This window comes from Nitrosomonas sp. HPC101 (genome assembly GCF_009833125.1).
GTDB lineage: Bacteria > Pseudomonadota > Gammaproteobacteria > Burkholderiales > Nitrosomonadaceae > Nitrosomonas.
Genome location: NZ_QRCC01000011.1, coordinates 32,300 through 58,635 on the forward strand (window position 1 = coordinate 32,300; position 26,336 = coordinate 58,635).

At 53.3% G+C, this 26,336-nt stretch carries 25 protein-coding genes, 1 tRNA gene and 2 pseudogenes; 22 read left to right on the plus strand and 6 right to left on the minus strand.

The features are described from left to right. On the plus strand, window positions 1-1,176 hold the full coding sequence (gene ugpC / locus ABO04_RS08965) for a sn-glycerol-3-phosphate ABC transporter ATP-binding protein UgpC (protein WP_160810336.1): 1,176 nt from the start codon (window positions 1-3) through the stop codon (window positions 1,174-1,176). An 81-nt stretch (window positions 1,177-1,257) separates the two neighbouring features. On the opposite strand, the gene ABO04_RS08970 is transcribed toward ugpC, so the two are convergent. Then, window positions 1,258-4,170: an EAL domain-containing protein gene (locus ABO04_RS08970; protein WP_240141499.1), complete on the minus strand. Its 2,913-nt coding sequence runs from the start codon at window positions 4,168-4,170 to the stop codon at window positions 1,258-1,260. A gap of 339 nt (window positions 4,171-4,509) precedes the next feature. Between ABO04_RS08970 and msrA the strand changes: the two genes are divergently transcribed. From msrA to ABO04_RS08985, 3 genes are all read left to right on the plus strand, one after another. Beyond that, on the plus strand, window positions 4,510-5,835 hold the full coding sequence (msrA, locus tag ABO04_RS08975; protein ID WP_160810337.1) for a peptide-methionine (S)-S-oxide reductase MsrA: 1,326 nt from the start codon (window positions 4,510-4,512) through the stop codon (window positions 5,833-5,835). A gap of 75 nt (window positions 5,836-5,910) precedes the next feature. Continuing rightward, entirely contained in the window at window positions 5,911-8,571 is a 2,661-nt protein-coding gene (gene pepN / locus ABO04_RS08980) for an aminopeptidase N (protein WP_160810338.1), read from the plus strand. Between the two features lie 188 nt (window positions 8,572-8,759). Next, on the plus strand, window positions 8,760-9,302 hold the full coding sequence (locus tag ABO04_RS08985; RefSeq protein WP_160810339.1) for an OsmC family protein: 543 nt from the start codon (window positions 8,760-8,762) through the stop codon (window positions 9,300-9,302). Window positions 9,303-9,492: 190 nt separating this feature from the next. Here ABO04_RS08985 and ABO04_RS08990 read toward each other — a convergent pair whose 3' ends face one another. From ABO04_RS08990 to ABO04_RS09005, 4 genes are all read right to left on the minus strand, one after another. Beyond that, complete coding sequence (locus ABO04_RS08990) at window positions 9,493-10,443, minus strand: alpha-L-glutamate ligase-like protein (protein ID WP_160810340.1); 951 nt, start codon at window positions 10,441-10,443, stop codon at window positions 9,493-9,495. A gap of 4 nt (window positions 10,444-10,447) precedes the next feature. Beyond that, the gene (locus tag ABO04_RS08995; protein WP_160810341.1) at window positions 10,448-11,980 is read right to left on the minus strand and encodes an inactive transglutaminase family protein; all 1,533 of its coding nucleotides are present in this window, start codon (window positions 11,978-11,980) and stop codon (window positions 10,448-10,450) included. Further along, window positions 11,977-12,567, minus strand: coding sequence for an ATP-dependent zinc protease (locus ABO04_RS09000; protein ID WP_160810342.1), 591 nt, complete (start codon window positions 12,565-12,567; stop codon window positions 11,977-11,979). Before ABO04_RS09000 ends, ABO04_RS08995 begins: the two co-directional genes overlap by 4 nt. Window positions 12,568-12,663: 96 nt before the next feature. Continuing rightward, a tRNA-Gly gene (locus ABO04_RS09005) sits at window positions 12,664-12,734 on the minus strand. A 59-nt stretch (window positions 12,735-12,793) separates the two neighbouring features. On the opposite strand from ABO04_RS09005, the gene thiS reads away from it, so the two are divergent. The 3 genes from thiS (at window position 12,794) to trmB (ending at window position 14,572) form a co-directional block, all read left to right on the plus strand. Continuing rightward, window positions 12,794-12,994: a sulfur carrier protein ThiS gene (gene thiS, locus ABO04_RS09010; protein WP_160810343.1), complete on the plus strand. Its 201-nt coding sequence runs from the start codon at window positions 12,794-12,796 to the stop codon at window positions 12,992-12,994. Window positions 12,995-13,058: 64 nt separating this feature from the next. Next, window positions 13,059-13,865, plus strand: a complete 807-nt coding sequence (locus tag ABO04_RS09015; protein WP_160810344.1) for a thiazole synthase — start codon at window positions 13,059-13,061, stop codon at window positions 13,863-13,865. 32 nt (window positions 13,866-13,897) lie between these two features. Next, the gene (trmB, locus tag ABO04_RS09020; RefSeq protein ID WP_160810345.1) at window positions 13,898-14,572 is read left to right on the plus strand and encodes a tRNA (guanosine(46)-N7)-methyltransferase TrmB; all 675 of its coding nucleotides are present in this window, start codon (window positions 13,898-13,900) and stop codon (window positions 14,570-14,572) included. A 249-nt stretch (window positions 14,573-14,821) separates the two neighbouring features. Here trmB and ABO04_RS09025 read toward each other — a convergent pair whose 3' ends face one another. After that, window positions 14,822-15,199 carry a SaoD/DsrE family protein gene (locus ABO04_RS09025; protein ID WP_160810346.1) on the minus strand — a complete coding sequence of 126 codons (378 nt, stop codon included), beginning with the start codon at window positions 15,197-15,199 and terminating at the stop codon, window positions 14,822-14,824. 346 nt (window positions 15,200-15,545) lie between these two features. Here ABO04_RS09025 and ABO04_RS09030 point away from each other — a divergent pair, with 346 nt between their 5' ends. The 15 genes and pseudogenes from ABO04_RS09030 (at window position 15,546) to hisI (ending at window position 26,334) form a co-directional block, all read left to right on the plus strand. Continuing rightward, window positions 15,546-15,986 (plus strand): Fur family transcriptional regulator, encoded by a 441-nt coding sequence (locus tag ABO04_RS09030; RefSeq protein WP_160810347.1) that lies wholly within the window; start codon window positions 15,546-15,548, stop codon window positions 15,984-15,986. A gap of 51 nt (window positions 15,987-16,037) precedes the next feature. Beyond that, the gene (locus tag ABO04_RS09035; protein ID WP_160810348.1) at window positions 16,038-16,238 is read left to right on the plus strand and encodes a hypothetical protein; all 201 of its coding nucleotides are present in this window, start codon (window positions 16,038-16,040) and stop codon (window positions 16,236-16,238) included. Between the two features lie 20 nt (window positions 16,239-16,258). Next, window positions 16,259-17,257: a GTP-binding protein gene (locus ABO04_RS09040; RefSeq protein WP_160810349.1), complete on the plus strand. Its 999-nt coding sequence runs from the start codon at window positions 16,259-16,261 to the stop codon at window positions 17,255-17,257. Window positions 17,258-17,260: 3 nt separating this feature from the next. After that, window positions 17,261-17,476 (plus strand): hypothetical protein, encoded by a 216-nt coding sequence (locus ABO04_RS09045; RefSeq protein ID WP_160810350.1) that lies wholly within the window; start codon window positions 17,261-17,263, stop codon window positions 17,474-17,476. Then, window positions 17,473-18,558 carry a GTP-binding protein gene (locus ABO04_RS09050; protein WP_160810351.1) on the plus strand — a complete coding sequence of 362 codons (1,086 nt, stop codon included), beginning with the start codon at window positions 17,473-17,475 and terminating at the stop codon, window positions 18,556-18,558. The genes ABO04_RS09045 and ABO04_RS09050 overlap by 4 nt, the downstream gene beginning before the upstream one ends. Next, complete coding sequence (gene cysS, locus ABO04_RS09055; RefSeq protein ID WP_160810352.1) at window positions 18,555-19,970, plus strand: cysteine--tRNA ligase; 1,416 nt, start codon at window positions 18,555-18,557, stop codon at window positions 19,968-19,970. The genes ABO04_RS09050 and cysS overlap by 4 nt, the downstream gene beginning before the upstream one ends. Beyond that, window positions 19,967-20,221: a membrane protein insertion efficiency factor YidD gene (gene yidD / locus ABO04_RS09060; RefSeq protein WP_160810353.1), complete on the plus strand. Its 255-nt coding sequence runs from the start codon at window positions 19,967-19,969 to the stop codon at window positions 20,219-20,221. The genes cysS and yidD overlap by 4 nt, the downstream gene beginning before the upstream one ends. Then, entirely contained in the window at window positions 20,215-20,832 is a 618-nt protein-coding gene (locus ABO04_RS09065; RefSeq protein ID WP_160810354.1) for a 6-carboxytetrahydropterin synthase, read from the plus strand. The genes yidD and ABO04_RS09065 overlap by 7 nt, the downstream gene beginning before the upstream one ends. A gap of 98 nt (window positions 20,833-20,930) precedes the next feature. After that, window positions 20,931-21,658: pseudogene (locus ABO04_RS12130) on the plus strand (NAD(P)-binding domain-containing protein). After that, complete coding sequence (locus ABO04_RS09075) at window positions 21,600-22,160, plus strand: carbonate dehydratase (RefSeq protein ID WP_160810355.1); 561 nt, start codon at window positions 21,600-21,602, stop codon at window positions 22,158-22,160. The pseudogene ABO04_RS12130 and the gene ABO04_RS09075 overlap by 59 nt, the downstream one beginning before the upstream one ends. Window positions 22,161-22,169: 9 nt before the next feature. Continuing rightward, window positions 22,170-24,074: pseudogene (gene thrS, locus ABO04_RS09080) on the plus strand (threonine--tRNA ligase); the annotation flags it as partial. A 113-nt stretch (window positions 24,075-24,187) separates the two neighbouring features. After that, window positions 24,188-25,063, plus strand: a complete 876-nt coding sequence (locus ABO04_RS11920; RefSeq protein ID WP_205012775.1) for an amidohydrolase family protein — start codon at window positions 24,188-24,190, stop codon at window positions 25,061-25,063. Then, window positions 25,060-25,656, plus strand: coding sequence for an amidohydrolase family protein (locus ABO04_RS11925; RefSeq protein WP_205012776.1), 597 nt, complete (start codon window positions 25,060-25,062; stop codon window positions 25,654-25,656). Before ABO04_RS11920 ends, ABO04_RS11925 begins: the two co-directional genes overlap by 4 nt. Further along, on the plus strand, window positions 25,649-25,819 hold the full coding sequence (locus ABO04_RS11850) for a hypothetical protein (RefSeq protein ID WP_193565790.1): 171 nt from the start codon (window positions 25,649-25,651) through the stop codon (window positions 25,817-25,819). Before ABO04_RS11925 ends, ABO04_RS11850 begins: the two co-directional genes overlap by 8 nt. Beyond that, window positions 25,816-26,334 carry a phosphoribosyl-AMP cyclohydrolase gene (gene hisI, locus ABO04_RS09095; RefSeq protein ID WP_160810357.1) on the plus strand — a complete coding sequence of 173 codons (519 nt, stop codon included), beginning with the start codon at window positions 25,816-25,818 and terminating at the stop codon, window positions 26,332-26,334. Before ABO04_RS11850 ends, hisI begins: the two co-directional genes overlap by 4 nt. The last annotated feature ends 2 nt before the right edge of the window (window positions 26,335-26,336 follow it).

The following is a 26,336-nucleotide window of genomic DNA, read 5'->3' on the forward strand; positions in this document are numbered from 1 at the left end:
ATGGCAAAAATCGAATTACGCAATGTCACAAAACAATTCTCTGACGGTACCACAGCAATCAATGCAGCCAGCTTAACGATTCATGATGGGGAATTCTTTATACTGGTAGGCCCTTCCGGGTGCGGCAAATCCACCTTGCTGCATATGATCGCAGGCATTGAAACGATCACCTCCGGTGAAATCCGGATAGATGATGTCATCGCCAATGACATCGATCCAAAGGACCGTAACATGGCGATGGTTTTTCAAAGCTATGCGCTTTATCCGCACATGAGCGTCCGAGAAAATATCGCCTTTCCACTAGTGATGCGCAAGCTCCCCAAACCAGCGATTGCTAAACGTGTAGAGGAAACAGCAGCACTGCTGGAACTGAGCAATGTACTCGACAGTAAACCGCGTGATCTTTCCGGCGGACAACGCCAGCGGGTTGCCATGGGAAGAGCCATCGTACGTAATCCGGTCGTCTTTCTACTTGATGAGCCCCTGTCCAACCTTGATACGCGCTTGCGTGATCAAATGCGTACTGAGATCGCCCGCCTGCAAAAACAACTGCATACAACCACAATTTATGTCACTCATGATCAAACCGAAGCCATGACACTGGGTGACCGCATTGCAGTTTTAAAAGAAGGTGTCATCCAACAGATTGGCACGCCTTACGAATTATACGAACAACCGCGGAACACCTTCATTGCCGGTTTTATCGGTTCTCCCGCCATGAATTTCTTTCCGGTGCAAATTAGAAATAACCAGTTGTTTATCCCCTTACTGAACCTTGAAGCGGAACTTCCTCAAGCGAGCCGCTTAAATGATTGGCCTGATTATGTGATCGCCGGTATACGGCCGGAACATTTCAATCTGTTATCCGATACCGCTGATACAGCCGGGCAAAATAAAAAACAGATCATTTTTGACATCCCGGTGGAAATCGTTGAATGGCTGGGAGCGAATCTGCTGGTGCATTTTCGGATGGAAAATCATTATTGGCCACCTATGCCAGATCTGACAAGCAATCCGAATCTCTCAAAAAAACAGGGCAACCGGCTGCTAGATTTTACAGCGCGGCTGAATACGGATCGCATGATCAAAGAGGGCAATCGCATCAGACTCACTGTCGACCCCGATAAACTGTATCTGTTTGATCCGCAGACAGGGAACTGTTTAAGAAACCTCTGATCAGGTTATTTGAAAGCTGGAGCACTTGATCGAAAGGGTAACAATCAGTATTCACGCAGGCTTCGAAACGATCGGAAGCAATCAGCTGCAACTTCCAAAATAATAAGGCACTGAATGTTCATACAACCAGGCTTCAAGCTCCGCAGCCGGGACAGGACGGTGAAACAAGTGGCCCTGATAATAATCACAGTCATGCAGGCGCAGAAAAGCCAGTTGTTGCTCTGATTCAATGCCTTCCGCCAGAACACCCAGTTTCAGTCCGCGTGCCATGGCAATAATCGTCGCAGCAATTTCACGATCACTGGGATCATCCGCCAGATCACGCACAAAACTCTGATCTATTTTCAGCTTATCAATGGGAAAACGCTTCAGATAAATCAATGACGAGTAGCCCGTACCAAAGTCATCAATTGCCAGGTAAACGCCTAGCGCCTTCAACTTATTCAGTGTTTCAATCGATTGTTCCGCGTGTTCCATGAACATACTTTCGGTCAATTCAAGCTCCAGATAATCTGCCGGAAGCTGTGTTTCTTCTAGAATTCGCCGCACCATTCCAACCAGATTTTCCGACTGAAATTGCCGCACTGACAGGTTGACCGCCATGACAAGCGGGGGCAGGCCGGCATCCATCCAGGCACGAGCCTGCTGACAGGCGCTGCGCAACACCCATTCTCCCAGTGGCACAATAAGGCCTGTCTCTTCTGCGATCGATATAAATTTTCCCGGTGGCACCATGGCTTCACCTGGCGACTGCCAGCGCACCAGTGCTTCCACCCCGACCACATAACCGGTACGCGCATCGACCACCGGCTGATAATGCAGGACAAGCTCCCCGGCGGCGAGGGCATAACGCAAACGATTTTCCATTATCAATCGCTCATTCGCAGCAATACTCAGGGCCGTGGTATGGTAACGATAGGTGTTGCGACCTTCTTTTTTTGCCTGATACATAGCCATATCCGCATGTTGGATCAGCTCGGTTGCACTGCTCGCATCATCCGGAAAAAGACTGATACCAATACTGGCATTGATGAAAATTTCGTGACCGCTGGGTAGTACAAACGGCGAAGCCAGCAGACTGATCAGGCTTTGTGCAACAAACGCAGGATCACCCGGATCACACACGTTTTCCAGTACCAGCAAAAACTCATCCCCACCCAGACGCGCCAGTGTATCCTCTTCACGTACCCGCTCCTTCATGCGCTCTGCCAGCTTGATCAGCAACTCATCCCCGACCGGGTGGCCCAAACTGTCGTTCACATTCTTGAAACGATCGAGATCAATATAGAGCACACTGATCAGCAAATCATGCCGTCGTGCCTGTTCTACGGCATGGTGCAGCTGTGATTGCACCAGCAGCCGGTTGGGCAAACTGGTCAGCGGATCGTAATGTGCCAGTTGTGCCAGTTGCGCTTCAGATTGTTTTATTTGTGAAATGTCAGTAAATACACCAACGTAATTGCAGGGATTGTCTTCGTCACGACGCGATGCATCATATACTGCGCTGATCGTCAACCATTGTGGATAAATCTCGCCATTCCTGCGCCGATTCCAGACTTCCCCACTCCAATGACCGGTTGTTCTCAGAGTGGACCACATTGCCTGGTAAAACGCTTTGTCATGCAGGCCTGATTTGATAATTTTGGGATTTCTTCCCAGTACATATGCTTCATCGTAACCGGTAATCCGAGTGTAAGCCTGATTGACCGCAATGATACGTGGCTCCATATCCGTAATCACCACTCCCTCATGAATAGATTCAAATACCGTGGCAGAGAGCCGCAAGGCCTCAGCCGCATAAGTCTTTTGCACAGCCAGCGCTGCGAAGGAAGCAAACTCATGGATCAATGCCAGATCTTCTGACGAGGGTTCACACACTTTACGATGATAGATAGCGAAAGTACCCAGAACGTGATTATTCGCATCTTTGAAAGGCAGAGACCAGCAGGCATGAAGACCGGCTTTGTACGTTAAATCCAGCAAATGTTCCCAGTACAGATGGCGATTGATATCTGAAATAATCACCATTTCACCCCGGAAGGCAGCGGTACCACAGGAACCAACGCCCTCGCCAACTCCCAGCCCATCAACAGCCGCATTGTAGTCATCCGGCAAGCTGGGTGCAGCACCCAATTTCAGACGCTTTGCCTGCTTATCCAGCAGCAAAATGGAAACCAGCATGTCTGGATTGATGACTTCGAGACGCTTTGCGACGTCACTCAAGATTACTGGAAGCGGCTGATTGGTTACAATCAGATCCAACGTTGACTGCTGCGCCTGTCTGATCAATTCGTCACGTTTCCGCTCACTGATATCCAAGCAGGTACCGACCACTTCATGCAACCGGCCATCGGTATCCCGGATCAACCGCAATTCGTCAAACAGCCAGACAACCCGCCCGTTACGATGATAAAAGCGGTAATCATGGATCAAGCGACCTTCATTCAGCAGAGTGGATTGCCGTGCCAGTACCTGGTCACGATCCTCCGGATGTAAATATGAAGACCACCAGTCAGGAGCACACACCTCTTCCGGGGTGTAGCCAAGCACTTGCTCAACATTCTCACTGACCCAGACAAACTGCGGTATATTCTCTATAAAACGCAGGTTGTACAGCACTACCGGGCTTGCCGCCAGCAGATGGGAGAGGCGCAAATTGGTCTGTTTTACATCAGTCCGTTCACGCGCCAGTTCAGCCAGCCAGCGCACTCTTTCCAATATGGCAGGAATCTCAAGAAGATAACCTTCATGCTTGACCAGATAGTCTTCCATCTCCGGATACAGCACCTGCATAGCGGCCGCATCCATCTCTTGTCCGATAATCGGCACAACAGAAATATCCAGCTTACGTTCCTCACGCACACGCCTGATCAACTCAGAGCCTTCTCTGTCCGGCAGGCAGCAATCAACCAACAGAATATCGAAACCGGCTGGCTGTTCCGGGCCGGCAGGCAGCAATGCCAGGGCATCCCATGCACCTGTTACTATGGTCAAATCGATTGCAGGTGTTGTTTGCGCCAGCGCACATCGCACACTCTCTGCGTCACTTTGATTACACGAGATATAAAGAACACGCATTACTATTGTTTACTCAATTGATCACACCGTTCCGGTAAATTGTCATCTGCTATGCTATATCCATAAAATCACCAAAATTGACCGGCCTAATAGTATAAGAAATCGCCCTGGAATCACAGGCGTATTGAATATTCCGGTTGTCCCTCTGCACAGCAGAGCTCCGGTAAATATGAACTTATGATGGCAATCCGACAAAGCCTGAACCTACAATATTCCAGTATGTCATAAAACTATACTCGCTTAATCACATTAGAAATGAAAACGATTATTACTACATTCACCATCCTGCTAATAGCGATGGTCATAACTGTCTTTGCAATGGAGAAAACCGTGATACCAGACGCTGTTGTAAACCCAAACCAAACTGTTGATTCACAATCGGATTATATTGTTCTGGGAATGGGCTGCTTTTGGGGTGCCGAGAAGCGCATGGGAGAGCTGCCTGGAATACTTGATGTAGAAAGCGGCTATGCAGGAGGCGATCGTGCCGGCGCAGGCTATCAGGATGTTCTGAATTTTGAGCGTGCGTTGCGTATCGGCAAAGCTGCCGGACGCAATCACGCTGAAGTGGTGAAAGTCACATTTGACCCCAAGCGTATATCACTGGAGGGCGTACTGGCAAAATTCTGGGAAAGCCATAACCCAACCCAGGGAGACCGGCAAGGCAACGATATCGGCAGTAATTACCGCAGTACCATCTATTATCATAACGAGCACCAGAAAACACCTGCGCTGGCTACACGTGAAACTTACCAGCAGGCGTTGACAGCAGCCGGTCATGGCCAGATTACGACTGAAATCCTGCCGTTGAAAAATTACATGACCGCAGAGGAATATCATCAGGATTATCTGGAGAAAAACCCGGATGGCTACTGCGGCCTGGGAGGTACAGGTGTCAAATATCCTGCTATGGATTCATCATCCGTTTCCTCTCCCCCTTCCGAACAACCGCTTACCAGCAAAAATTTAAACTTTGATCAGCAACTGGTGGTTTTTGAATCGGAAAACTGTGAATTTTGCGCACAGTTCAAACAGGATATTCTCGATCACTGGCAAGCAGATATTCCCGTAGCTACGGCAATGAATGCCAACCCGCCTACTGACTGGACACTGGATAAACCCTTATTTGCGTCCCCTACAATGGTACTGTTCAGAGAAGGCAGGGAAGTGGCGCGTTATACCGGCTATAACGGGGAAAAAGAGAAGTTCTGGCAATGGCTCGGGTTTGAATTGCTGACACCGGAACAACAAAAAATCGCTTTCGAACAAGGGACTGAACGGCCTTTTACCGGCTCCAATCTGGATGAAAAACGTCCGGGCAGGTTTGTTGATCCGATCACCGGTGCTACGTTGTTTCTCAGCCAGACCAAATTCAACAGCGGAACCGGCTGGCCCAGCTTTTTTGAGCCGATCGAGGGATCCGTCAGCTACCATGAAGATAATTCCGGCTATATGCAACGGATTGAAGTGCGCAGCGCCAGCTCCGGTATCCATCTCGGTCATGTGTTCAATGATGGCCCTCCTCCCAGCCACAAACGCTATTGCATCAATGGCAATGTGCTTAAGTTTGTTCCGGATTAACTCTGACAACTTGAAATCAGAAGGCATAAGTGGGTTAATAGTTATATTTAATCCACTTACTATTTCTTGCCGATCATGTCTGATTTATCTGCTTCACCCGTCATTCCTGTTAACACCGTTACCCGCCTTGCTGATTACCGCGTTCCCGAATTTCTGATTGAAAAAACGCATCTGACGTTTGAGCTGTACGAAGAATATACCGATGTCAGCAGCAGGCTGACGATTACTCGCAATCCAAAGAGCACAAAAGCAGATGATCTTGTTTTGCACGGCGAGCAACTGGAATTGCGCTCGCTGGCGATTGGTGAACGAACATTGCATCCTGGCGATTACCAGATCACGCCGCACAGTCTGACAGTACGCAATGTACCGGAGCAGTTTGTGCTGCATTGCACCGTGCGTATTTATCCGGAAAAAAACACCGCGTTGGAAGGACTGTATTGCTCCAGCGGCATGTACTGCACGCAATGTGAAGCAGAAGGTTTTCGCAAGATTACCTACTACCTGGATCGACCCGATGTCATGAGCGAATTTGAAACGGTGATCATCGCCCGGGAAGGAGCTTTTTCAACCATGCTGTCCAATGGCAATTGTCTGTCCGATACGATGCAGGATGGAAAACGCATTGTGCACTGGCATGATCCTTTCAAGAAGCCCAGTTATCTGTTCGCGCTGGTTGCTGGCAATCTGGTTTGTCTGGAAGATCACTTCATCACCCAATCAGGCCGCGAGGTGCTGCTGCAAATCCACACCGAAGCAAAAGACCACGATAAATGTCATTTCGCAATGCAATCGCTGAAAAAAGCCATGCATTGGGATGAACAGACTTACGGCCGGGAATACGATCTGGATCGTTTCATGATTGTCGCTGTAGATGATTTCAACATGGGCGCCATGGAAAACAAAGGATTGAATATCTTCAATACGTCCTGCGTGCTGGCTCATCCGGCAAGCACGACTGATGCCGCGTTCCAGCGCGTGGAAGGCGTGATCGCGCACGAGTATTTTCATAACTGGTCTGGCAACCGGGTTACTTGCCGCGACTGGTTTCAGTTAAGCCTGAAAGAGGGCTTGACGGTGTATCGGGATTCTGAGTTTTCAGCAGATATGAACAGTCGTGCGGTCAAGCGGATCGAGGATGTCAATCTCTTGCGCAGCGTGCAGTTTGTCGAAGATGCCGGTCCGATGGCGCACCCGGTGCGGCCGGATGCCTATATGGAAATCTCCAATTTCTATACTGTCACCATTTATGAGAAAGGCGCTGAGGTGGTGCGGATGCTGGCCAATATTCTGGGGTCGGAGCGATATCGCCAGGCAACGGATCTGTATTTCGACCGTTTCGATGGACAAGCTGTCACTTGCGATGATTTTGTCCAGTGCATGGAGGAAGTATCCGGCCGCGATCTGAGTCAGTTCCGTCTGTGGTATTCGCAGGCCGGCACACCGCAATTGCATATCAGCGACAGCTACGATGCTGACCACCAGCAATATAGTCTGACTGTTCATCAACATACACCAGCAACCCCCGGACAAACTGAGAAAAAAGCGCTCCATATCCCACTCAAGGTAGCGCTCTACGGCAACCAGGGTGCACTGGCTTTGATCATTGATGGGCAGATCAGAGATGCAGAAACTGTGCTGGATATCTGCCAAACGCAACAAACGATCGTATTTGAACAGGTGGCAGAACATCCGGTACCGTCTTTGTTACGCGGTTTTTCGGCACCAGTCAGGGTATTTTATGACTATCAGCTGGATCAACTGCAAAAACTGATTTTGCTGGATAGCGATGGTTTCTGCCGTTGGGATGCGATGCAAAGCCTGATGCGCATTGTGCTGAGCAAAGCCATCGATAACAAGGGTGATCATGCAGAACAGGCGATGCTGATGGATACGCTCAGACGACTACTGACTGATCACACCGCTATGGATGCGGCGTTATTGGCACGTATGCTGGAGCTGCCTGGTGAGCAATATCTGGCAAGCCTCTATGACAAGGCCAATCCACCAGCGATCAATCAGGCGAGAACGCAACTGCAGCATAAACTCGCAACGCAGTTGCAGACAGAATTAATGAGCTGCTATCAAGCTTTGCAGAACAGTGCGTCCGGGCTATCCGCACAAGCCATGGCGGCACGCAATCTGCGCAATCAGGCACTGATGTATTTGTTGCAGATCGATGACACACACTACCGTGATCTGGCGCAGCAGCAATTTTCCCAGGCAGATAACATGACTGACCAGTTTGCCGCCCTGAGAGGGCTGGTACACGCCGAGCATGCCAGGATCGAAGCACAGGCAGCACTGCAGGTTTTTTACCAACAATGGCAGCATGAAGCGCTGGTAGTGAATATGTGGTTTCAGGTGCAGGCAACACGACCCTGGGGTAATGTCCTGCAGGAAATACAGCAGCTGTTGCAGCACGCAGCATTTGATGCACGCAATCCAAACAAACTGCGTGCCGTGATTGCCGCTTTCGCCAATCAGAATTTTGCCCGCTTTCACGACAGTTCAGGCAATGCCTATCAGTTTCTGGCGGAACAGATTGCCGATATTGATCAGCGCAACCCGCAAATGGCTTCCCGCCTGCTGACACCGCTCACGCACTGGCATCAGTTTATTGATGAACACGCCTCGCTGATGCGCAAAGCGCTGGAATCATTGTCACAACGTGAATTAAGCAAGGACGTGTACGAAGTAGTAAGCAAGAGCCTGAACGAGAGAAATGTCGGCTAGGTGGCCTTATTCATCTCGCAAGAGCAGTACCGGCTATGTTTCCTGAAAACTGTTTGAGCTGTTCAGTTCTCCCCCCATTGATCTTTTCAGCCTTGTCATTCAATTATTTACGGTATATCATCTGCAAAAGAGAACGGACAGTCTACTTTTGATCTGTCTTTCGACCATAGCTACCTGGAGGTTTAACAATGACTGCCCCGGATACCAAAAATATCGTCAACGGAATCAATATCGAGCAATCTTTCATCATACAAAAACAAATCAGCGAAGATCGTAACAGCGAGATAGCCAAACCCAGATATCAGACAACAGTTGTGTGGGATAGCGGCTATCACACCACTGCGAATGTAACCGATGGCCAGACAATTACCGGCGACGAGCCCCCACGTTACGGTGGCGAAGGCATGGGTATTTCTCCTCAGGATTTGCTGCTGACCGCCGTCGGACACTGCTTGGCTGCCTCCTACATCGGTGGATTATCGGCTGCCCGCATCAATGTGGAATCATTACGCCTGCATGTTTCCGGGCGTGTCAATTTCGGCGTGGCTTATGCAGTCGAAGCAGGCAACCCTGGATTTGAAGATATCAACGTTGTCGTGGAGATACAGACTGATGCGCCACAGGAAAAGGTGACCGCGCTGCTGGAAAAACTGAAAACAACGGCACCCATTCCGGATACCATCATGCGCCCGGTACCGGTCAATATCGAGATTCGTCACCCGGCGAAATAATCTGCAATACTTTTCTGATTGAAACCGCAAGGAGATAAAAGATAAAGACCCGTGATATCCATGATGTGGCAGTTCAGGCGATGCTATGACGTTGTAACCCGATGCCATCGCTGCAGGGAGCGGATTTCAAACTGGCTTTTCTAAGCTCAAAATACCCAGCATTATCGACGAAAAAGGCAGATCCAGAGCGTTACAAGTGATCAGGAGTTAAGAGTGTTTGTCCCAGTGTGGCGCGATCTGATGCCGAAGCAGGAATTTTTTCCAGCTTTGCGATTTTTTCCAGCAAACGGCTCATGCCTCTGCGGTTAGCGATCTGGATAGATAAGCCAGGGCGGGCATTTAACTCCAGTACCAGTGGCCCCAGCTCCCGGTCAAGCACAACATCTACGCCCAGATAACCCAATCCGGCCAGTTCATGGCATTGCGCTGCCAGCGTCAACAATTTATGCCAGTGAGGGATTACGAGCCCACTGATCGTGGCGCCGGTATCCGGGTGCTGCTCAATCGGATAATTCTGCCAGATAGCATGAGTCGTGCGACCTGTCTTCATATCGATACCCGCCCCCACCGCGCCCTGGTGAAGATTGGCCTTGCCATCCGACATACGGGTTGGCAGACGCACCATGGAAGCAACCGGAATTCCTCTGAATACGATGGTGCGAATGTCCGGTACACCACGATAGGAAACTGCCTCAAACAATGGATCAAATTTGACCCGATATTCAATCAGTGCCTGATCAGGTTGACCGCCCAGACTGTACAGACCGCTGAGTATATTGGAAACATGATATTTGATATCTTCCTCGGTCAGCAGATCACCATTATTTTGTCGGTAACGACTATTGAGACGCCCTGTAATGACACAGATACCACTCCCTCCCGAGCCGTGCGCAGGCTTGATCACAAAATCTTCATGATCCTTGATCATCTCGGAAAAGCGAGTGACATCATGCTGGATTTCGATCACTCCATATAATTCAGGCACGGCGATACCAGACGCCGTTGCCAGATATTTAGTCCGTAACTTGTCATCCACCAGCGGGTACAGCGAGCGCTTGTTATAACGCAGGATAAAATCAGCATTGCGCTGATTCATGCCGACGACCCCGCTCTGTTTAAGTCTCCCTAAGATACCAAACATGGGATTATGGTTTGTGCCGCGCAAATGCACGGAAGCGCCAAAGCTCTGTCAGCCGGTAGCCCGAGTAGCGCCCCAGTAGCAGAATTATAGCCAGCACCACCAGCAACAGTTCCGGGAAAGCAAAAAACATATACTGGAATTCACTGATATTCATAGCCAAATATCCTATCACTGCTACCAGCAAGCTGCCTGATACCTGTTTGAACGCTTCGGCCGGCCCAGCCTCTTCCCAGGTCAGTGACATGCGTTCGATTGTCATCGTCATAATAACGATCGGAAACAAGGCCACAGACAATCCGGTTTCCAGTCCGAGCTTATGCATGACGATGCTGACACCGGCGATCAGCAGCACTACCATGGTCAGCACTGCTGCCAAACGAGGAACCAGCAGCAGTTTTAGCTGTTCGACATAAGCGCGCAACAGCAATCCAAGACCAACAATCAGACAGAACAAGGTCACACCCCATAATAATTCCGTTTCGCGGAAAGCCAGTGCGATCAGAATCGGCATAAACGTCCCAAAAGTCCGGATACCGATAATGTTGCGCATAAATACCACCATCAGGGCACCTAACGGTACCATCAGTAACACCTTGTACACATTCTGGACATGTACAGGCAGCGAATACAGTGAAAACTCCATCAGATGGAAACCTCTTTCCGCTGAGCGGGAGCCGGCAATATTGATGGTCTCCTGTAGCGCTCTGGCAACGGTATATTGAACACTTGATTCCGCAGCACCTTCAATCGAGAAAACCCGGTCATCGTCAATCTGCCACACCATGAAATTCGGTGGCAACCCTTCCCGACCATCCTTGATATTCAGCGAACGCCACTGCTGACCATCATAAACCTGCAGAAAGTATTCCAGATCCGAGTACTCTTTATTATCCTGCAGACGCAGACCACGAACGATACGGGAAGGAATACGAGCACCGGCCAGTATCCAGCCCATATTTTTTGCCAGACTACGTGTTTGGTTGACGTGCTTCAGCAGCAGTTTCAGCTCCGGCATGGAAGCAGCCGCGTTCAGCTGTTCAATTACACGCTGCGAAAAAGAAACGGTATCGGCAGATTGCTGACGCGCCTTATCCAGCAGCCCTTTAATCACCGGAGTCAGATTTTCCGGATATTCCGGAATCTTCGGATAAACCGGTGCCACATCCGGTTTTTGTGCAGCCTCCGCATTTTCGAATAATACAATCCGGTAAAACAGCGATTGCTTACCCTGCGCCCTTCGTTTGGCCCAGTGCGCAATACGACCAGCGTTATCCTGTTCGATTGCCAACCCGTAATCCGCGCTGACAAAGTCCTCATCAAGAACAGAGTAACCGGGAGGATCAAGCGGCAGTGGCAGCGTTACCTTAATCGCACTATCCGGTTTGGCGCGGAAACTGACGCGCGCCTCGACATCCCATACCTCAGCCTGTTCGGAAGCACTCAAAGGCAAACCAATTACAGCAACTTTGTAATAGGCCAGCCCCAGTCCTACAAGGCATAGTATGAAAGCCAGCAAATACAGATGTAGTTTTCTCATTCAGGTTGCCCGGAATCAATTGGCTCATCATCCTTCTTCTTTTTCTTGGCATGACCACACACGGCCTTGGTGAGATAAGCGCGTGCAGGATCAATCAGCACATAGCCGGCAAGCGCCTTGCGCCCAAGCAACACTGGATAATTCAGGGCCCGGCGATCAATCAGATTGAACTCGACTTCCCGGACTTCATCTGCCAGACAGATCTCCATGGAAATGACCGGACGTTCCTGGGAAGGTCCGTCGTGCTGCTTGATTTTAAGCATCCGAACCAACGGACGTTCTATCTCGACAGAACGTTCCCCGGAGCCCTTCTTGAAATCAAAGGTAAATTTAACCCATTGTTTGCCGTTTTTTCTGAATACATCAATATCGCGAGCGCTCATAGACGAAGTATTGGCACCGCTATCAACACGTGCAGGCATCTTGATTCCCCAAGGTTCCAGGCGGACAAATTCAACCCAACCAAGGATTTTCAGAGAATCCGGGGCAACATCAGATTTTTCTGCCCAGCAGGCAGCACTATAAAGCAACAGCAGCAAAACGGCAGACATGATATGCAACATCTGTCTGGTTGAACGAATAGTCATCAGGTATTCTGGATTTTTTATAACAGTTAAAGAATCACTCTCGGTAACCGGATCATTCCGATAAATAAAATTACATGGGTTGTCAGTCTCTGGATGAGCGGATGAAGGGAATCGAACCCTCGTCGTAGGCTTGGGAAGCCTCTGCTCTACCATTGAGCTACACCCGCATGTTAGAATGAATTGCTTGTTTTAAAGTCTACCTTACCTTGGGTATTTTTTAAATATTATGCAACTCATCATTAACGGACAACAACAAAGTTACAATGGCCCGATCAATGTCCAGCAGCTGGTTGAACACCTGTCACTGCAGAACAAGCGTATCGCCATCGAACGCAACGGTGAAATCATCCCCCGCAGCAGTTTTTCCGAACAGCTCCTCAATGAAGGAGATCAGCTGGAAATTATTGTAGCAGTGGGTGGAGGCTGATTTTCAGATTATTAAAACTCACTTTGGTTCTGCCAACTGACATAAAACAACCACTGGCACGCTTATGGACACATTCGTCATTGCTGGTAAAAGTTATTCCTCCCGTTTACTGCTGGGAACGGGAAAATATAAGGATTTCGCTGAAACCCGTATGGCAGTCGATGCCAGTGGCGCACAAATCATCACCGTAGCGATACGCCGTACCAATATCGGACAGAATTCCGGTGAGCCCAATCTGCTGGATGTACTGCCCCCCTCACAATTTACGCTCCTGCCCAATACCGCCGGCTGTTACACAGCAGCAGATGCCGTCCGCACGCTGCGTCTGGCGCGTGAGCTGCTGGATGGACATGCATTGGTCAAACTGGAAGTGCTGGGCGATCAGAAAACACTGTTTCCTGATGTGATTGCCACCATCGACGCTGCAAAAATTCTGGTCAAAGAGGGTTTTCAGGTGATGGTCTATACCTCGGATGACCCCATCGTCGCCAGACAACTGGAAGATATCGGCTGTGCAGCCATCATGCCGCTGGCTTCGCTGATTGGCTCCGGCATGGGGATCCTCAATCCATGGAATCTGCAGATCATCCTCGACAAAATCAAAGTACCGGTTATCGTCGATGCCGGTGTCGGCACTGCATCGGATGCCGCCATTGCCATGGAACTCGGTTGCGATGGTGTACTCATGAACACTGCCGTCGCCAACGCCCGTAACCCGGTACTGATGGCTTCTGCCATGCGCAAAGCAATTGAAGCCGGACGTGAAGCCTGGCTGGCCGGACGCATGCCGAAGAAAATCTATCAGGCCACACCAAGCTCCCCGTCAGAAGGTATGATCACCCAATCACCACATTCTGCCGCAAACAATTAGGCAGCAACAACGCTTCTTCAGGAAATCAGTTTTTGTCTTCCCACCCACCTATTCGCAGCTATGTGCTCCGTCAGGGATATTTTTCCAGCGCGCAACGACATGCCTACGAATCCCTGCTGCCGCGTTACGGTATTCCATTTTCGGAAAACCCGATTGATCTCAACCTGGCTTTTGGACGCATCACGCCGAAAATACTGGAAATCGGCTCAGGCATGGGAGAAACCACCGCCGAGATTGCCGGACAGCATCCGGAAAAAGACTTTGTCGCCATCGAAGTTCACGCACCAGGAATCGGCAATCTGCTCGGTCAAATCGAGAAACACGGTCTGACCAATCTGCGGATTATTCCGCACGATGCCAAACCAGTCTTGCAGCACATGTTCACTGATGAATCACTGGATGGCATCCACATTTTTTTTCCAGACCCATGGCCCAAGACACGACACCATAAGCGTCGCCTGATCCAGTCGGATTTTGTCTCGCTGCTGTGTAGTCGGCTGAAACCTGGTGGTTATCTGCATATTGCTACCGACTGGGAAGACTACGCCACCCATATCCTGCATGTCTTGCACAATGAACCGCGGCTCATCAATACCACCGCTGACTATGCCTCACGTCCCCCATACCGGCCACTGACCAAATTTGAACAGCGTGGCATGAAACTCGGCCATACCATCCGCGATTTGATATTCAGCAAAACTGCCTGAATCATCTACCCCGCTCTCATCATGTAGAGGTGGCGAATCAAATCTTTCTCCAGGGAATCCCTGATCAATTGATGTTCTAAGCACGCTCACCCAAGCCAGCCATTCTTGCTAAAATCGAGCGGAAGAAGTGCGGCATCAAGTGTTAAATAATCGAACTAATTAACACTACACTAGATGTCGTCCAAGCCGATGTGGCCCGTACACAGGTCGGTACCTTCCTTCGCAGAAGCACTACGGAATAAAAAGTCCTCACAGGCTTATTACGTGGTCCGGCGGGCTACCCGCCAGTGCACTGTACAACTGAGGGAAGCAGCCCAGGCTAACGCCAGTCACCAGCCCGCGCGACCTTACTTGTCCTGAACCACATTGCTCCAATGTGCCCTCCGCCAGATTACGTCGCACCGCGCACTGGTCACAGGCCATCAACAGGATGCTCTGTTCCTGCGCGACATGTGCGAGCCGCTCGCCCACCGGGTCGCCATGGCGAAGGCATAACAGGTTGTCGTCGAAGAAGAACATGCCCACCACCTGCGCGCCATGATTTCCACCTTCCAGCTGCGGAAGAATCATGGTGGCGAGCTTGAAGGTGGAGGCCATCGACGTGGCAAACACATAGGCGATTTTCATAGAGACTCCTTATCTTGTTAAGAAATTGTTGAGAAGGGCTGCTTGGTTACACGACACGTAGGCGTTTAGACTCTCCAGCCGATCCAGCAGCGCACAGCCACTGAGCAGGCTGCTGGATCGTAATATTAAAATCTGCCAAAGATCGCATTGACCGCGTGAAATCTTTTAAGGCAAGTAGTTTCCCGTCGGCATGAAAAGCGCCTACCGTATCCAAGGAGAAGAATAAAATTCCTCATCCCTACGATCAGTGGCGTCACTGCATCACTGTATAGTACGGCCTAGCGTCCCATCATCCGGTGCTGCTTTTTTTGTATTGAATGTTATGTTATAACATAATAAAATAAAAATGAGTAAGCCTGAAATTAATCAAGAGGAGTTTCCCGTGCAACTGACCACCAACCAGCAACGAGTCCTTGAGACGCTACAGCAAGCCAATGGTCCCCTGAGTGCCTATGCGCTGCTCGACCGGCTGCGGGAGCAGGGATTCAGTGCTCCCACGCAGGTGTACCGGGCACTGGAACGTCTGACCGAGCACGACCTGGTGCATCGCCTGGAAACCCTGAACGCCTACGTGCCATGTGCCTATCCTGGCAACTGCCAACACGACTTCAGAGCGTTCGCGATCTGCGACATCTGTGGGCATGTCGATGAATTTGCAGACACTGACCTGCGTCGCTGTCTTGGCCGTTGGATAAACAGCAATGCCTTCTCCCTGCACAACTCCACCATTGAACTGCGTGGCGAGTGCGCAACATGCAATGGGGCCCGCATACCGGCAGACAGCTAAGCGCCTTCAACAGCATATGCCGAGTCACATGCCTTCCTGCGAGACATCACGATGAATATCCAAATTCTGACACCCTCCCAAGCCGAAAGAGCTCCTGTTACTGTCCTTGCCGGTTTCCTCAACCCTGAGCTGTCGCGCACTGACGAGAAGCTGATGGCGATGAGCAACACCTGCATCAGCCGCATCTTGCGCGAAAACTTACCGATGGTAGTCGATCGTCTCGCCATGATCACTGCTAGTCGTTCCCAATAACGAACCTTGAGAAAGTCGTCATGAACCTTATCCCCGTCACTGTCCTTACCGGCTTCCTTGGCAGCGGCAAAACAACACTGCTCAATCGAATCCTCCAAGAACAACACGGACACCGGATCGCGGTGATCGAAAACGAGCTCGGCGAAACCGGGATTGACAATGAATTGCTGGTGCAAGATGAAGGCGAGCAGATTGTCGAAATGAATAACGGCTGCATCTGCTGTACCGTGCGTGGCGACCTGATCCGAATCCTTGGTGAACTACATACCAAGAAACAGGCCGGCACGCTACATTTTGACCGGGTCATCATCGAGACTACGGGCCTGGCCGACCCCGCGCCCGTGGCACAGACCTTTTTTGTCGATAAGAACATCAGCGAGCACTATCTATTGGATGCCGTGGTGACGATGATCGACGCGAAACACGCGGCGCTGCAACTCGACGAACACCATGAAGCGCAGGAACAGGTGGGTTTCGCAGATCGCATTCTCATCACGAAAACAGACGTTGCAGCGCCAGAAGATGTTGTAGCACTGAAAAAACGTCTGCTAAAGATGAATCCCCGTGCCAAGATCGCCGAAGCCCGTCATGGACAAGCTGCCATCAGTGACATCCTGGACATTCGTGGTTTCAACCTCGATGCCATTCTTGAGATCGAACCTGACTTCCTGACCAACGTGGATCACGAGCACGATGATGATGTCACCTCGTTCGTCTTCCGGGAGAAAAGGCCACTCGACCTCCTGCGCATCGAGAACATTCTTGGTGCCATGGTGCAGGTTTACGGTCCTCAGTTGATGCGCTACAAAGGTGTCCTCCAAATTCAGGGAGTTGACCAGCGTATCGTTTTTCAAGGCGTGCATATGCTCATGGGAAGCGATTTAGGCGCACCGTGGAAACCAGGGGAAACGCGCGAGAGCAAGTTTGTCTTCATTGGACGCGACCTGCCCGTTAGCGTATTGACTGACGGATTGAAGCAGTGCGTCGCCGATACAACCGCAGCTTCGCCGGGCACCTGAGAAATGGACGCCATGCTGAAAACCCAAGACTGCACGGAAGATCTGCCAATCCATCCGACGCATGAAGCCAAAATGAAACTCACAGCAACTTCCGCCTTTTTACATGAAGTCATCAAGGAATGGATTTGCGATCCGAAGATGACCATCGCATACGGCCGCTGGAAAGTTTGTGACACGATTACGTCGGCGACCCCGGCACACACAGGAGTCCTTGCATGACCATCGAATCTCCATCCAGCCTGATCCCCGTCATTTTGCTGACGGGGTTCCTGGGCAGTGGCAAAACCACCATGCTCAACCATCTGGTACACCAGCCCGAGCTGGCCGATACGCTGGTCATCATCAACGAGTTCGGTGAAATAGCGCTTGACCATTTACTGGTCGCCCACAGCACCGAGAACCTGATGATGGAGATGAGCAGCGGCTGCCTGTGCTGCACCATCCGCGGCGATCTGGTCAAAACCCTGCGCGACATCACCTGGCGCTTCTCACGCGGGAGCCAGCGGCAGTTCCGGCGCGTGCTGATCGAGACCACAGGCCTGGCCGATCCGGCGCCCATCATCCACACACTGATGACCCATCCGCAGATCGCGCCGAAGTACCGGCTCGACGGCATCGTGACGACCGTGGACATGGCCACGGGCATGCACACACTGAACCAGCACAGGGAAGCAATCAAGCAGGCAGCCGTAGCCGATACACTCTTATTGACCAAGGCTGATCTGGTTTCAGCCGAACAACGCAACACGCTGCTGCGCCGGCTGGATGGCATCAACCCGGCTGCCCCACGCTGGGAAGTGTGCAACGGCGAGATCGCTCCACAGAAAGTATTGAATCTCGGACTGTTTTCTACGGACAGCAAAACCCCAGACGTCGCACGCTGGCTGCGAGAAGAAGCCTATGCATCGTCGCATGAACATGGCCACGATCATCATGAACATGCGCATGACCACCACGACGTGAACCGCCATGACGATCATATCCGCGCCTTCTGCTTTTCCGTCAATGATCCCATTCCAGAGCCGGTGCTCATCGCATGGCTGGATATATTGATGAGCTTTGTTGGCAGCAATATCCTGCGTATCAAGGGCATCCTCAACGTCGAAGGGCAGGATCAACCGGTCGTCGTGCATGGTGTGCAGCATATCTTCCATCCGCCCGTTCCTCTACCGGCCTGGCCAGACAAGGATCGCCGCTCCCGTCTGATATTCATCACCCGGGATGTGGAACAGGACATCATCGAGACCATTTTTCGGGTATTACGCGAGATGTTGCCAGCAACCTCGGAGAATGCCACATGAGCGCAACGATCACTCTCTACAATACGCTCACACGCCAAAAAGAGGCACTGCGTACTGGACACCCGGATCGGGTAACAATGTACGTCTGCGGTCCCACGGTCTACAACTACGCTCACATCGGCAACGCGCGGCCCGCCGTCGTGTTCGACGTGCTGGTCCGACTACTCAGGCATGACTACCGCGAGGTGGTCTATGCCCGCAACTTCACCGATGTCGACGACAAAATCAACACGGCCGCTGCGGCCGCCGGCGTATCCATCGGCACCATCACCGACCGCTACATCGACGCTTACCACGACGATATGCGAGCGCTAGGCGTTCTGCCGCCCGATCTGGAACCGCGCGTCACCGAACACATTCCCGCCATCATCGAGCTGATCCGGGAATTGATCGAGCGGGGGCACGCCTACGTCGAGCGGGAGCATGTGCTGTTCCATGTGCCATCCTACCCTGCCTATGGACAGCTCTCGGGGCGGCGCACCGAGGACATGCTGGCCGGCGCCCGGGTAGAGGTGGCGCCGTACAAGCGCGACCCGACGGACTTCGTGCTCTGGAAACCTTCGATGCCGGATCAGCCAGGTTGGGACAGCCCCTGGGGCCGCGGCCGACCCGGCTGGCATGTCGAATGCACGGCCATGATCGGCCAACACCTGGGCCATACCATCGACATTCATGGTGGCGGGCAAGACCTGATCTTCCCGCACCACGAGAACGAAATCGCCCAGGGTACCTGCGCGCACGGTGCGCTCTACTGCCGTACCTGGGTCCACAACAGCTTCGTTACCGTAGATGGACAAAAGATGTCCAAGTCGCTGGGCAACGTACTCCTGGTGCGCGACCTGCTGGATCAGGCGCCGGGCGAAGCGATTCGCTTCGCGCTGCTCTCCACTCACTACCGGCGGTCATTGGACTGGAATGCCCAGCGCCTTCTGGCTGCGCGACAGACCCTGACACACTACTACGAAAGTCTGTCAAAAGTCACTCAGGTCGTTGTCTTGCCGCAGACTGCACCTGACCCGGAGGTGCTGGAAGCACTGAAGAATGATCTCAACGTCCCTGGCGCGCTGGTGCGATTACACGTCTTGCTAACGCAACTTGACGATGCGAACACAGATGTCCGACGGGCGCATGCCAAATCTGTTCTGTTAGCGTCTGCCGGAGTGATGGGGTTGCTACAGCAGCCGCCGCAAACTGCCCTGCGGGCGCTATGGCCTGCAACATCGATGCCATCTGCGCAGTCGTCCGACGACGCCTCGATCAAAGCCCTGTTGGAGAAGCGCGAACAGGCACGGCGGGATCGCGATTTTGCTAAAGCGGATGCACTGCGCGAGGAGCTGGAAGCCGCAGGCTTCATGGTTGAAGACACCCCTGCGGGTCCGGTGCTGCGGCCGGCTGCGAAGGAGCTCGCATGAGACACTGGCCCGCCGATTTGCTGGTGCTGCTGGTACGCGGCTACCAATTGTTCATCAGCCCGCTGCTCAGTCAACATTGCCGATTGCATCCCACGTGTTCGCAATACGCCATCGAGGCGTTGCGAACGCACGGTGCGTTCAAGGGCTCGTGGCTCACACTGCTGCGCCTGGGACGTTGCCAGCCGTTGCATCCAGGCGGGTACGACCCGGTGCCACCCGTTCGCTCCCGACAGACAGGTGACATGTGCTGATCCGTAAATTGTTCAAGTTCGAGAACGCCCATATCGTGCGCGGATGCAGCACACGACGGTGTTCGCACTCCATCCACGGCCATTCGTACAAGGTCGAACTGCTGCTGGAGGCACATGCGTTCGACAACGGTCAGATGATCTATGACTTCGGCTTGCTCAAAGGATACGTGCACGACCTGATCGATGCCTTCGACCATGCCGTCGCACTGTGGTCAGGCGACGATCCGGACTACCTGGCTGCTATGCGCAAGCATTCCGAACGCTGGGTGCTGATTCCGGTATCGCCCAGTGCGGAGCAGTTTTCACGTCTGTTGTTCCGGCTGGTCGATGTTGCACTCACTTTCACCGAAATGAACAACGGCGAGGCCGACATGCAACTTCACTCCGTCATCGTCCACGAAACGGAAACCGGCTACGCACAGTGTTTCCGAGAGGATGCTGACAACCCGCGCATGGGTCGTATCGACCTCGATGCCATCGAGTTCTCGCCTGCAATCACTCGGGAGTGGCGCGATCCAGTTTTGTTTGAACGCCTCAGAAGCAGTGAGCAGGTGTTGGCTGCCGTCTCCATGGCGGTGAATGCTCCGCATACCGGGGAGCTGACCCCTTGACCCCTTCTCATCAGACAGCAGCCGAAACACGGCATAACGAGACTCGACTCGACGTGATCATCGTCGGGGCCGGCGCGGCGGGAATCGGCATGGCCCTAATGCTGAACAAGTTACCAGGTCTGCAATACAGTGTTCTGGAAAGCGACCACGTGGGCGAGTCGTTCCGGCGCTGGCCGACGCAGACGCGGCTGATCACCCCGTCCTTCTACAGCAATCCCTTCGGCCTGGCCGATCTGAATGCAGTCAGCGAGGCAAGTTCGCCTGCCATCTTCGCCGGCGCAGAGCATCTGAGCGGCCAGCAATACGCGGACTACCTGAACTTCATCGCTGACGCACATGAGCTGCCGATCGCCTGCAACTGCAAGGTACTCAAAGTCGCTCCCGCAGCGGACAGCGGTGCCTGCACTACGCACGGATACCGGACTGGAAGACACTGGTGCCCGGCCACTACACTGTCATCGGTGGCTACGAAAGCGGCGTGGATGCTGCTGTGAATCTACTCAAACTCGGCCACCGCGTCCGTCTGCTGGCGCGCCGACCCACCTGGGATCTGCCGGAGGTCTACGATCCCAGCCAGATGCTCTCGCCCTACACCCGTGAACGTCTGCGCAAGATCGAATCCAGCAACCGGCTGGAAACCGTCTTCGGCGCGGATGTGACCGAGGTGACGACAGGTACCGATGGTGGCTTCCGCATCCATGCGGCCGATGGCCGCCACTGGGACACCGCCGTCCCGCCACAACAAACACATATAAAGAAAGGTCTGCATGATTCGCAAGAACCCGCGCGGCGATCTGCCGCACATCCATCCCAGCGCTTTTATTGATCCGACCGCCATCCTGTGCGGGCTGGTGATCGTTGAAGAGAACGTGTTCATTGGCCCCTATGCGGTTATTCGCGCGGATGAGATGGATGCCAATGGCCATATCGACCCCATCGTGATCGGCGCCCACTCCAACATCCAGGACGGTGTGGTCATCCATTCCAAGTCCGGTGCCAGCGTGCGCATCGGACAGCACACCTCCATCGCCCATCGCGCCATCGTTCATGGTCCGTGCACGATAGGAAACGGGGTTTTTATTGGCTTCAACAGCGTGTTATTCAACTGTACGGTTGATGATGGCTGCGTGGTTCGCTATAACGCTGTGGTCGATGGTGCCCACCTGCCTGCGGGCTTCTACGTGCGCTCGACTGAGCGTATCGATCCCAAGACCGATCTGGCCGCGTTACCCCAGGTGTCTGCCGCCGCCAGCGAATTCTCCGAGGATGTGGCGCGTACCAACAACGCGCTGGTACGTGGCTACAAGGCCATCCAGAATGAGTTTTGAAACATAAGCATGGCACTTTCTCATCCCGTCATCACACTTACCTTGTCAGATGGTTCGACGCGACGCTTTGAACAACCCGTCACTGTTGCCCAAGTTGCGGCAGCGATCGGTATTGGACTGGCTAAGAACACCGTGGCAGGCAGGCTTGATGGTCGGCTCGTCGATGCGTGCGAGGTGATCGACCACGACGCGGTGTTGCAGATCATCACACCCAGGGATGAGGAAGGACTGGAAATCATCCGGCACTCCTGTGCCCATCTGATCGGCCATGCCGTTAAGCAACTCTACCCGAATGCGAAGATGGTAATCGGCCCGGTCATTGAGGACGGCTTCTACTACGACATCGCCTACGAGCGCCCCTTCACGCCCGACGACTTGGCCGCCATTGAAGCGCGGATGAAGACGCTGATTGCCAATGACTACGACGTCATTAAGCGTGTGCTGCCGCGCGAAGAGGTGATCCGCATCTTCAAGCAGCGCGGCGAAGATTACAAGCTGCGTCTGATCGAGGACATGCCCGACGAACAGCAAATGGGCATGTATTTCCACGAGGAATACGTGGACATGTGCCGTGGCCCACATGTGCCCAATACGCGCCTTCTCAAAACATTCAAGCTCACCAAATTGGCGGGAGCCTACTGGCGTGGGAACGCAAAGAACGAGCAGCTTCAGCGCATCTACGGCACGGCCTGGGCCAGCAAGAAACAGCTCGATGCGTATATTCAGTGTATCGAGGAGGCAGAAAAGCGTGACCACCGTAAGCTGGGTCGGGAACTGGATCTGTTTCACTTTCAAGAAGATGCGCCGGGTGCCGTTTTCTGGCACCCGCGCGGTTGGGCAGTGTTCCAGGAATTGATCGCCTACATGCGACGCCGCCAGCAGGACGCCGGCTATGTGGAAGTGAATTCACCCGACGTGATGGATCGCAGCCTGTGGGAAATCTCCGGCCACTGGCAGAACTACCGCGATCACATGTTCACCACCGAGACCGAAGATGGCCGCGCGCTTGCACTCAAGCCAATGAACTGCCCGGGCAGCGTATTGCTGTACCAGCATGGCCTCAAAAGCTACCGAGACTTACCAATCCGCATGGGCGAGTTCGGTAAGGTGCATCGCTACGAACCTTCGGGCGCGCTGCACGGCTTGCTGCGCGTGCGCCACTTCACCCAGGATGATGCGCACATCTACTGCACCCCGCAGCAGATGGACGCGGAATGCCGCGAGATCGTGACCCTGGTGCTTGACATCTATCACCAGTTTGGCTTCGAGGACGTGCGCATCAAGCTCTCGACCCGGCCCGACAACCGCATGGGCGATGAAGCGACCTGGGACTTGCTCGAAGGCGCGCTGATCCGGACGCTGAAAGGCATGGAGCTGACCTACCAGCTCAACCCTGGCGAAGGTGCCTTCTACGGCCCCAAGCTCGAATTCGTGCTGCGCGACGCCATCGGACGGGACTGGCAATGCGGCACCCTCCAGGTGGACATGAATCTGCCCGAACGATTCGGGATCGAGTATGTTGATGAAAACGACCAGCGCAAGCAACCGGTCATGCTGCACCGTGCACTGTTTGGTTCGCTGGAGCGCTTCACGGGCATTTTAATTGAGCATCACGCCGGCAAGCTGCCCGCCTGGCTGGCACCGGTACAAGCCATGGTGCTATCGATCACCGACGATCACGCCACTTACGCGCAGGATGTTGCCCAGCTTTTGCGCGGCGCGGGCCTGCGCACCGAAACCGATGTACGCAACGAGAAAATTGGCTACAAGATTCGTGAGCAAACGCTACAGCGCATCCCTTTCCTGCTGGTCGTCGGGGCCAAGGAACGCGACACAGCTTCTATTGCCATCCGCAGCCGTGACGGGGAGGACTTGGGCGTAATGCCTTTGACGCAAGCCGTGGCGCAGCTACAGCTGGCAGCTCAAGCCCCAGACTTTGCTGCGCGCAAAGCATCGCAACACCGTCTGTGTGTTCTCCTGAACGGCCATGAAACCTCTGCTGCGGCCAACAAACCGGAAGCTGCTTCGTGAACACTACAGGCAATTTGCCTCCGCAATCGTTGAGCTGTCATGCCGATCTTCTGGTGCAAGGCGGAACTGTCATCACCCCCAACGGCACCGAACGTATCGACGTAGCCTGCGCGGATGGCCGCATCGTTGCACTGGGCAACTTGCAAGGTGCATGGAGCGCCGATACCAGGCTGGACGCCACCGGTCTGCACGTGCTTCCGGGTGTCATCGACAGTCAAGTGCATTTCCGCGAGCCTGGCCTGTTGCACAAGGAGAACCTGGAGGCCGGCACCCGTGGAGCGGTACTCGGTGGTATCACCGCTGTGTTCGAAATGCCAAATACCTTTCCGCTGACGTTGGGCAAGACCGATCTGCACGCCAAGCTCGATGCCGCCCGCGAACGTGCGTGGTGCGATTTTGCCTTCTACGTCGGCGGCTCGGCCGTAAATATCGAGCAGCTGGCTGCGCTGGAAAACCTGCCCGGCTGTGCTGGCGTCAAGATCTTCATGGGCAGTTCCTTCGGTGATCTTTTGGCCGACGACGATGAGGTATTGCGCCTCATCCTGCACCACGGCAAGCGGCGTTTGGCTGTTCATGCTGAGGATGAAAGTCGGTTGCGCGAGCGAAAAACCATTGCTCTGGAAAGCGCGGATGTGCGCCAACATCCGGTCTGGCGTGACGTTGAAAGCGCACTGATGGCGACCCGCCGCATCGTACGCCTGGCGGCAGAGGCCAGCCGCCGGCTGCACATCCTGCATGTCTCCAGCGCCGAGGAAATGACCTATCTTGTTGGGCACAAGCACCGTGTGTCGGTGGAAGTCACCCCTCACCATCTAACCCTGCAAGCGCCTGAATGCTACGAACACTTGGGCAGCCAGGAGAATAAGATATGAATTTTATTGATCAGCAGCTGCAAGCGCCTGAATGCTACGAACACTTGGGCAGCCTGGCACAGATGAACCCGCCAGTGCGGGAACAGTACCATCAACATGCCCTATGGCAAGCGATCCGCGACGGCGTGGTTGATGTCATCGGCAGCGATCATGCTCCGCACACGCTACCGGAAAAGGCGAAGCCGTACCCGCAGTCCCCTAGCGGGATGACCGGCGTACAGACCTTGCTGCCACTGATGCTCGACCATGTGCATGCCGGCCGCCTGAGCTTGCAACGGCTTGTGGATCTCACCAGTGCCGGCCCGGCCCGTATCTTTGGTATTGAGGGTAAGGGCCGCATTTCTCTGGGCCATGATGCAGACTTCAGCATCGTCGATCTAAAGGCGCGTCGCATGATCCGCAATGATTGGATTGCCAGTGTCAGCGGCTGGACGCCGTATGACGGCTGGATGGTCACCGGCTGGCCCATCCACACGGTCGTGCGTGGGCACTGCGTCGTTCGAGACGAAGCACTGCTCGGGCGACCACAAGGCGCGGCAATTCGGTTCCTGGAATCGGGGTCGAAGGAAATCACAGGAGCGTTTGATGCCTGAATCAACCGGACTCAGAAGCCGGGGCTTGCAGGCCACCTTGCCCCACCTGCAAATCCTGGAAATCTTTCAGAAAACGAAGATGCGGCACCTGTCGGCTGATGCACAAAACTCCATGCGAACACCGACGCTACGCTGCATGAAATATGACAAGGAAAACACATGAATTCCAATCTTGATACATCCCGCCCCATCGACGCTGCTGCGCGAGTGGCATTGAACCCTAGAACTTCCGTCGAGCAGGTCGAGGAAGGCCGAGAGCTGGCTCCCAAATTCGATCGGGACGGCCTGATCGCTTGCGTTACCACCGATGCTGATAGCGGCGAAGTACTGATGCTGGGCTACATGAATCACGAAGCCCTGGAGAAGACTATTGAGACCGGCGAGGCGCACTACTGGAGCCGATCAAGGCAGACGCTGTGGCACAAAGGCGCAACCAGTGGCCTGGTGCAGACGGTCGAGGAAATGCGCATTGACGATGACCAAGATGCAGTCTGGCTTCGCGTTCGCATCTCTGGCTCCGGCGCGAGCTGTCACGTCGGCTACCACTCGTGCTTCTATCGGCGTGTTCCAGTGGCCGCGCAGCGTGACGTGGGGAGCGAGCTGATCTTCACTGAATCAAGCAAGACCTTTGATCCCAAGCTCGTCTACGGAGATGCACCCAACCCAACGCTGCTGTAAGC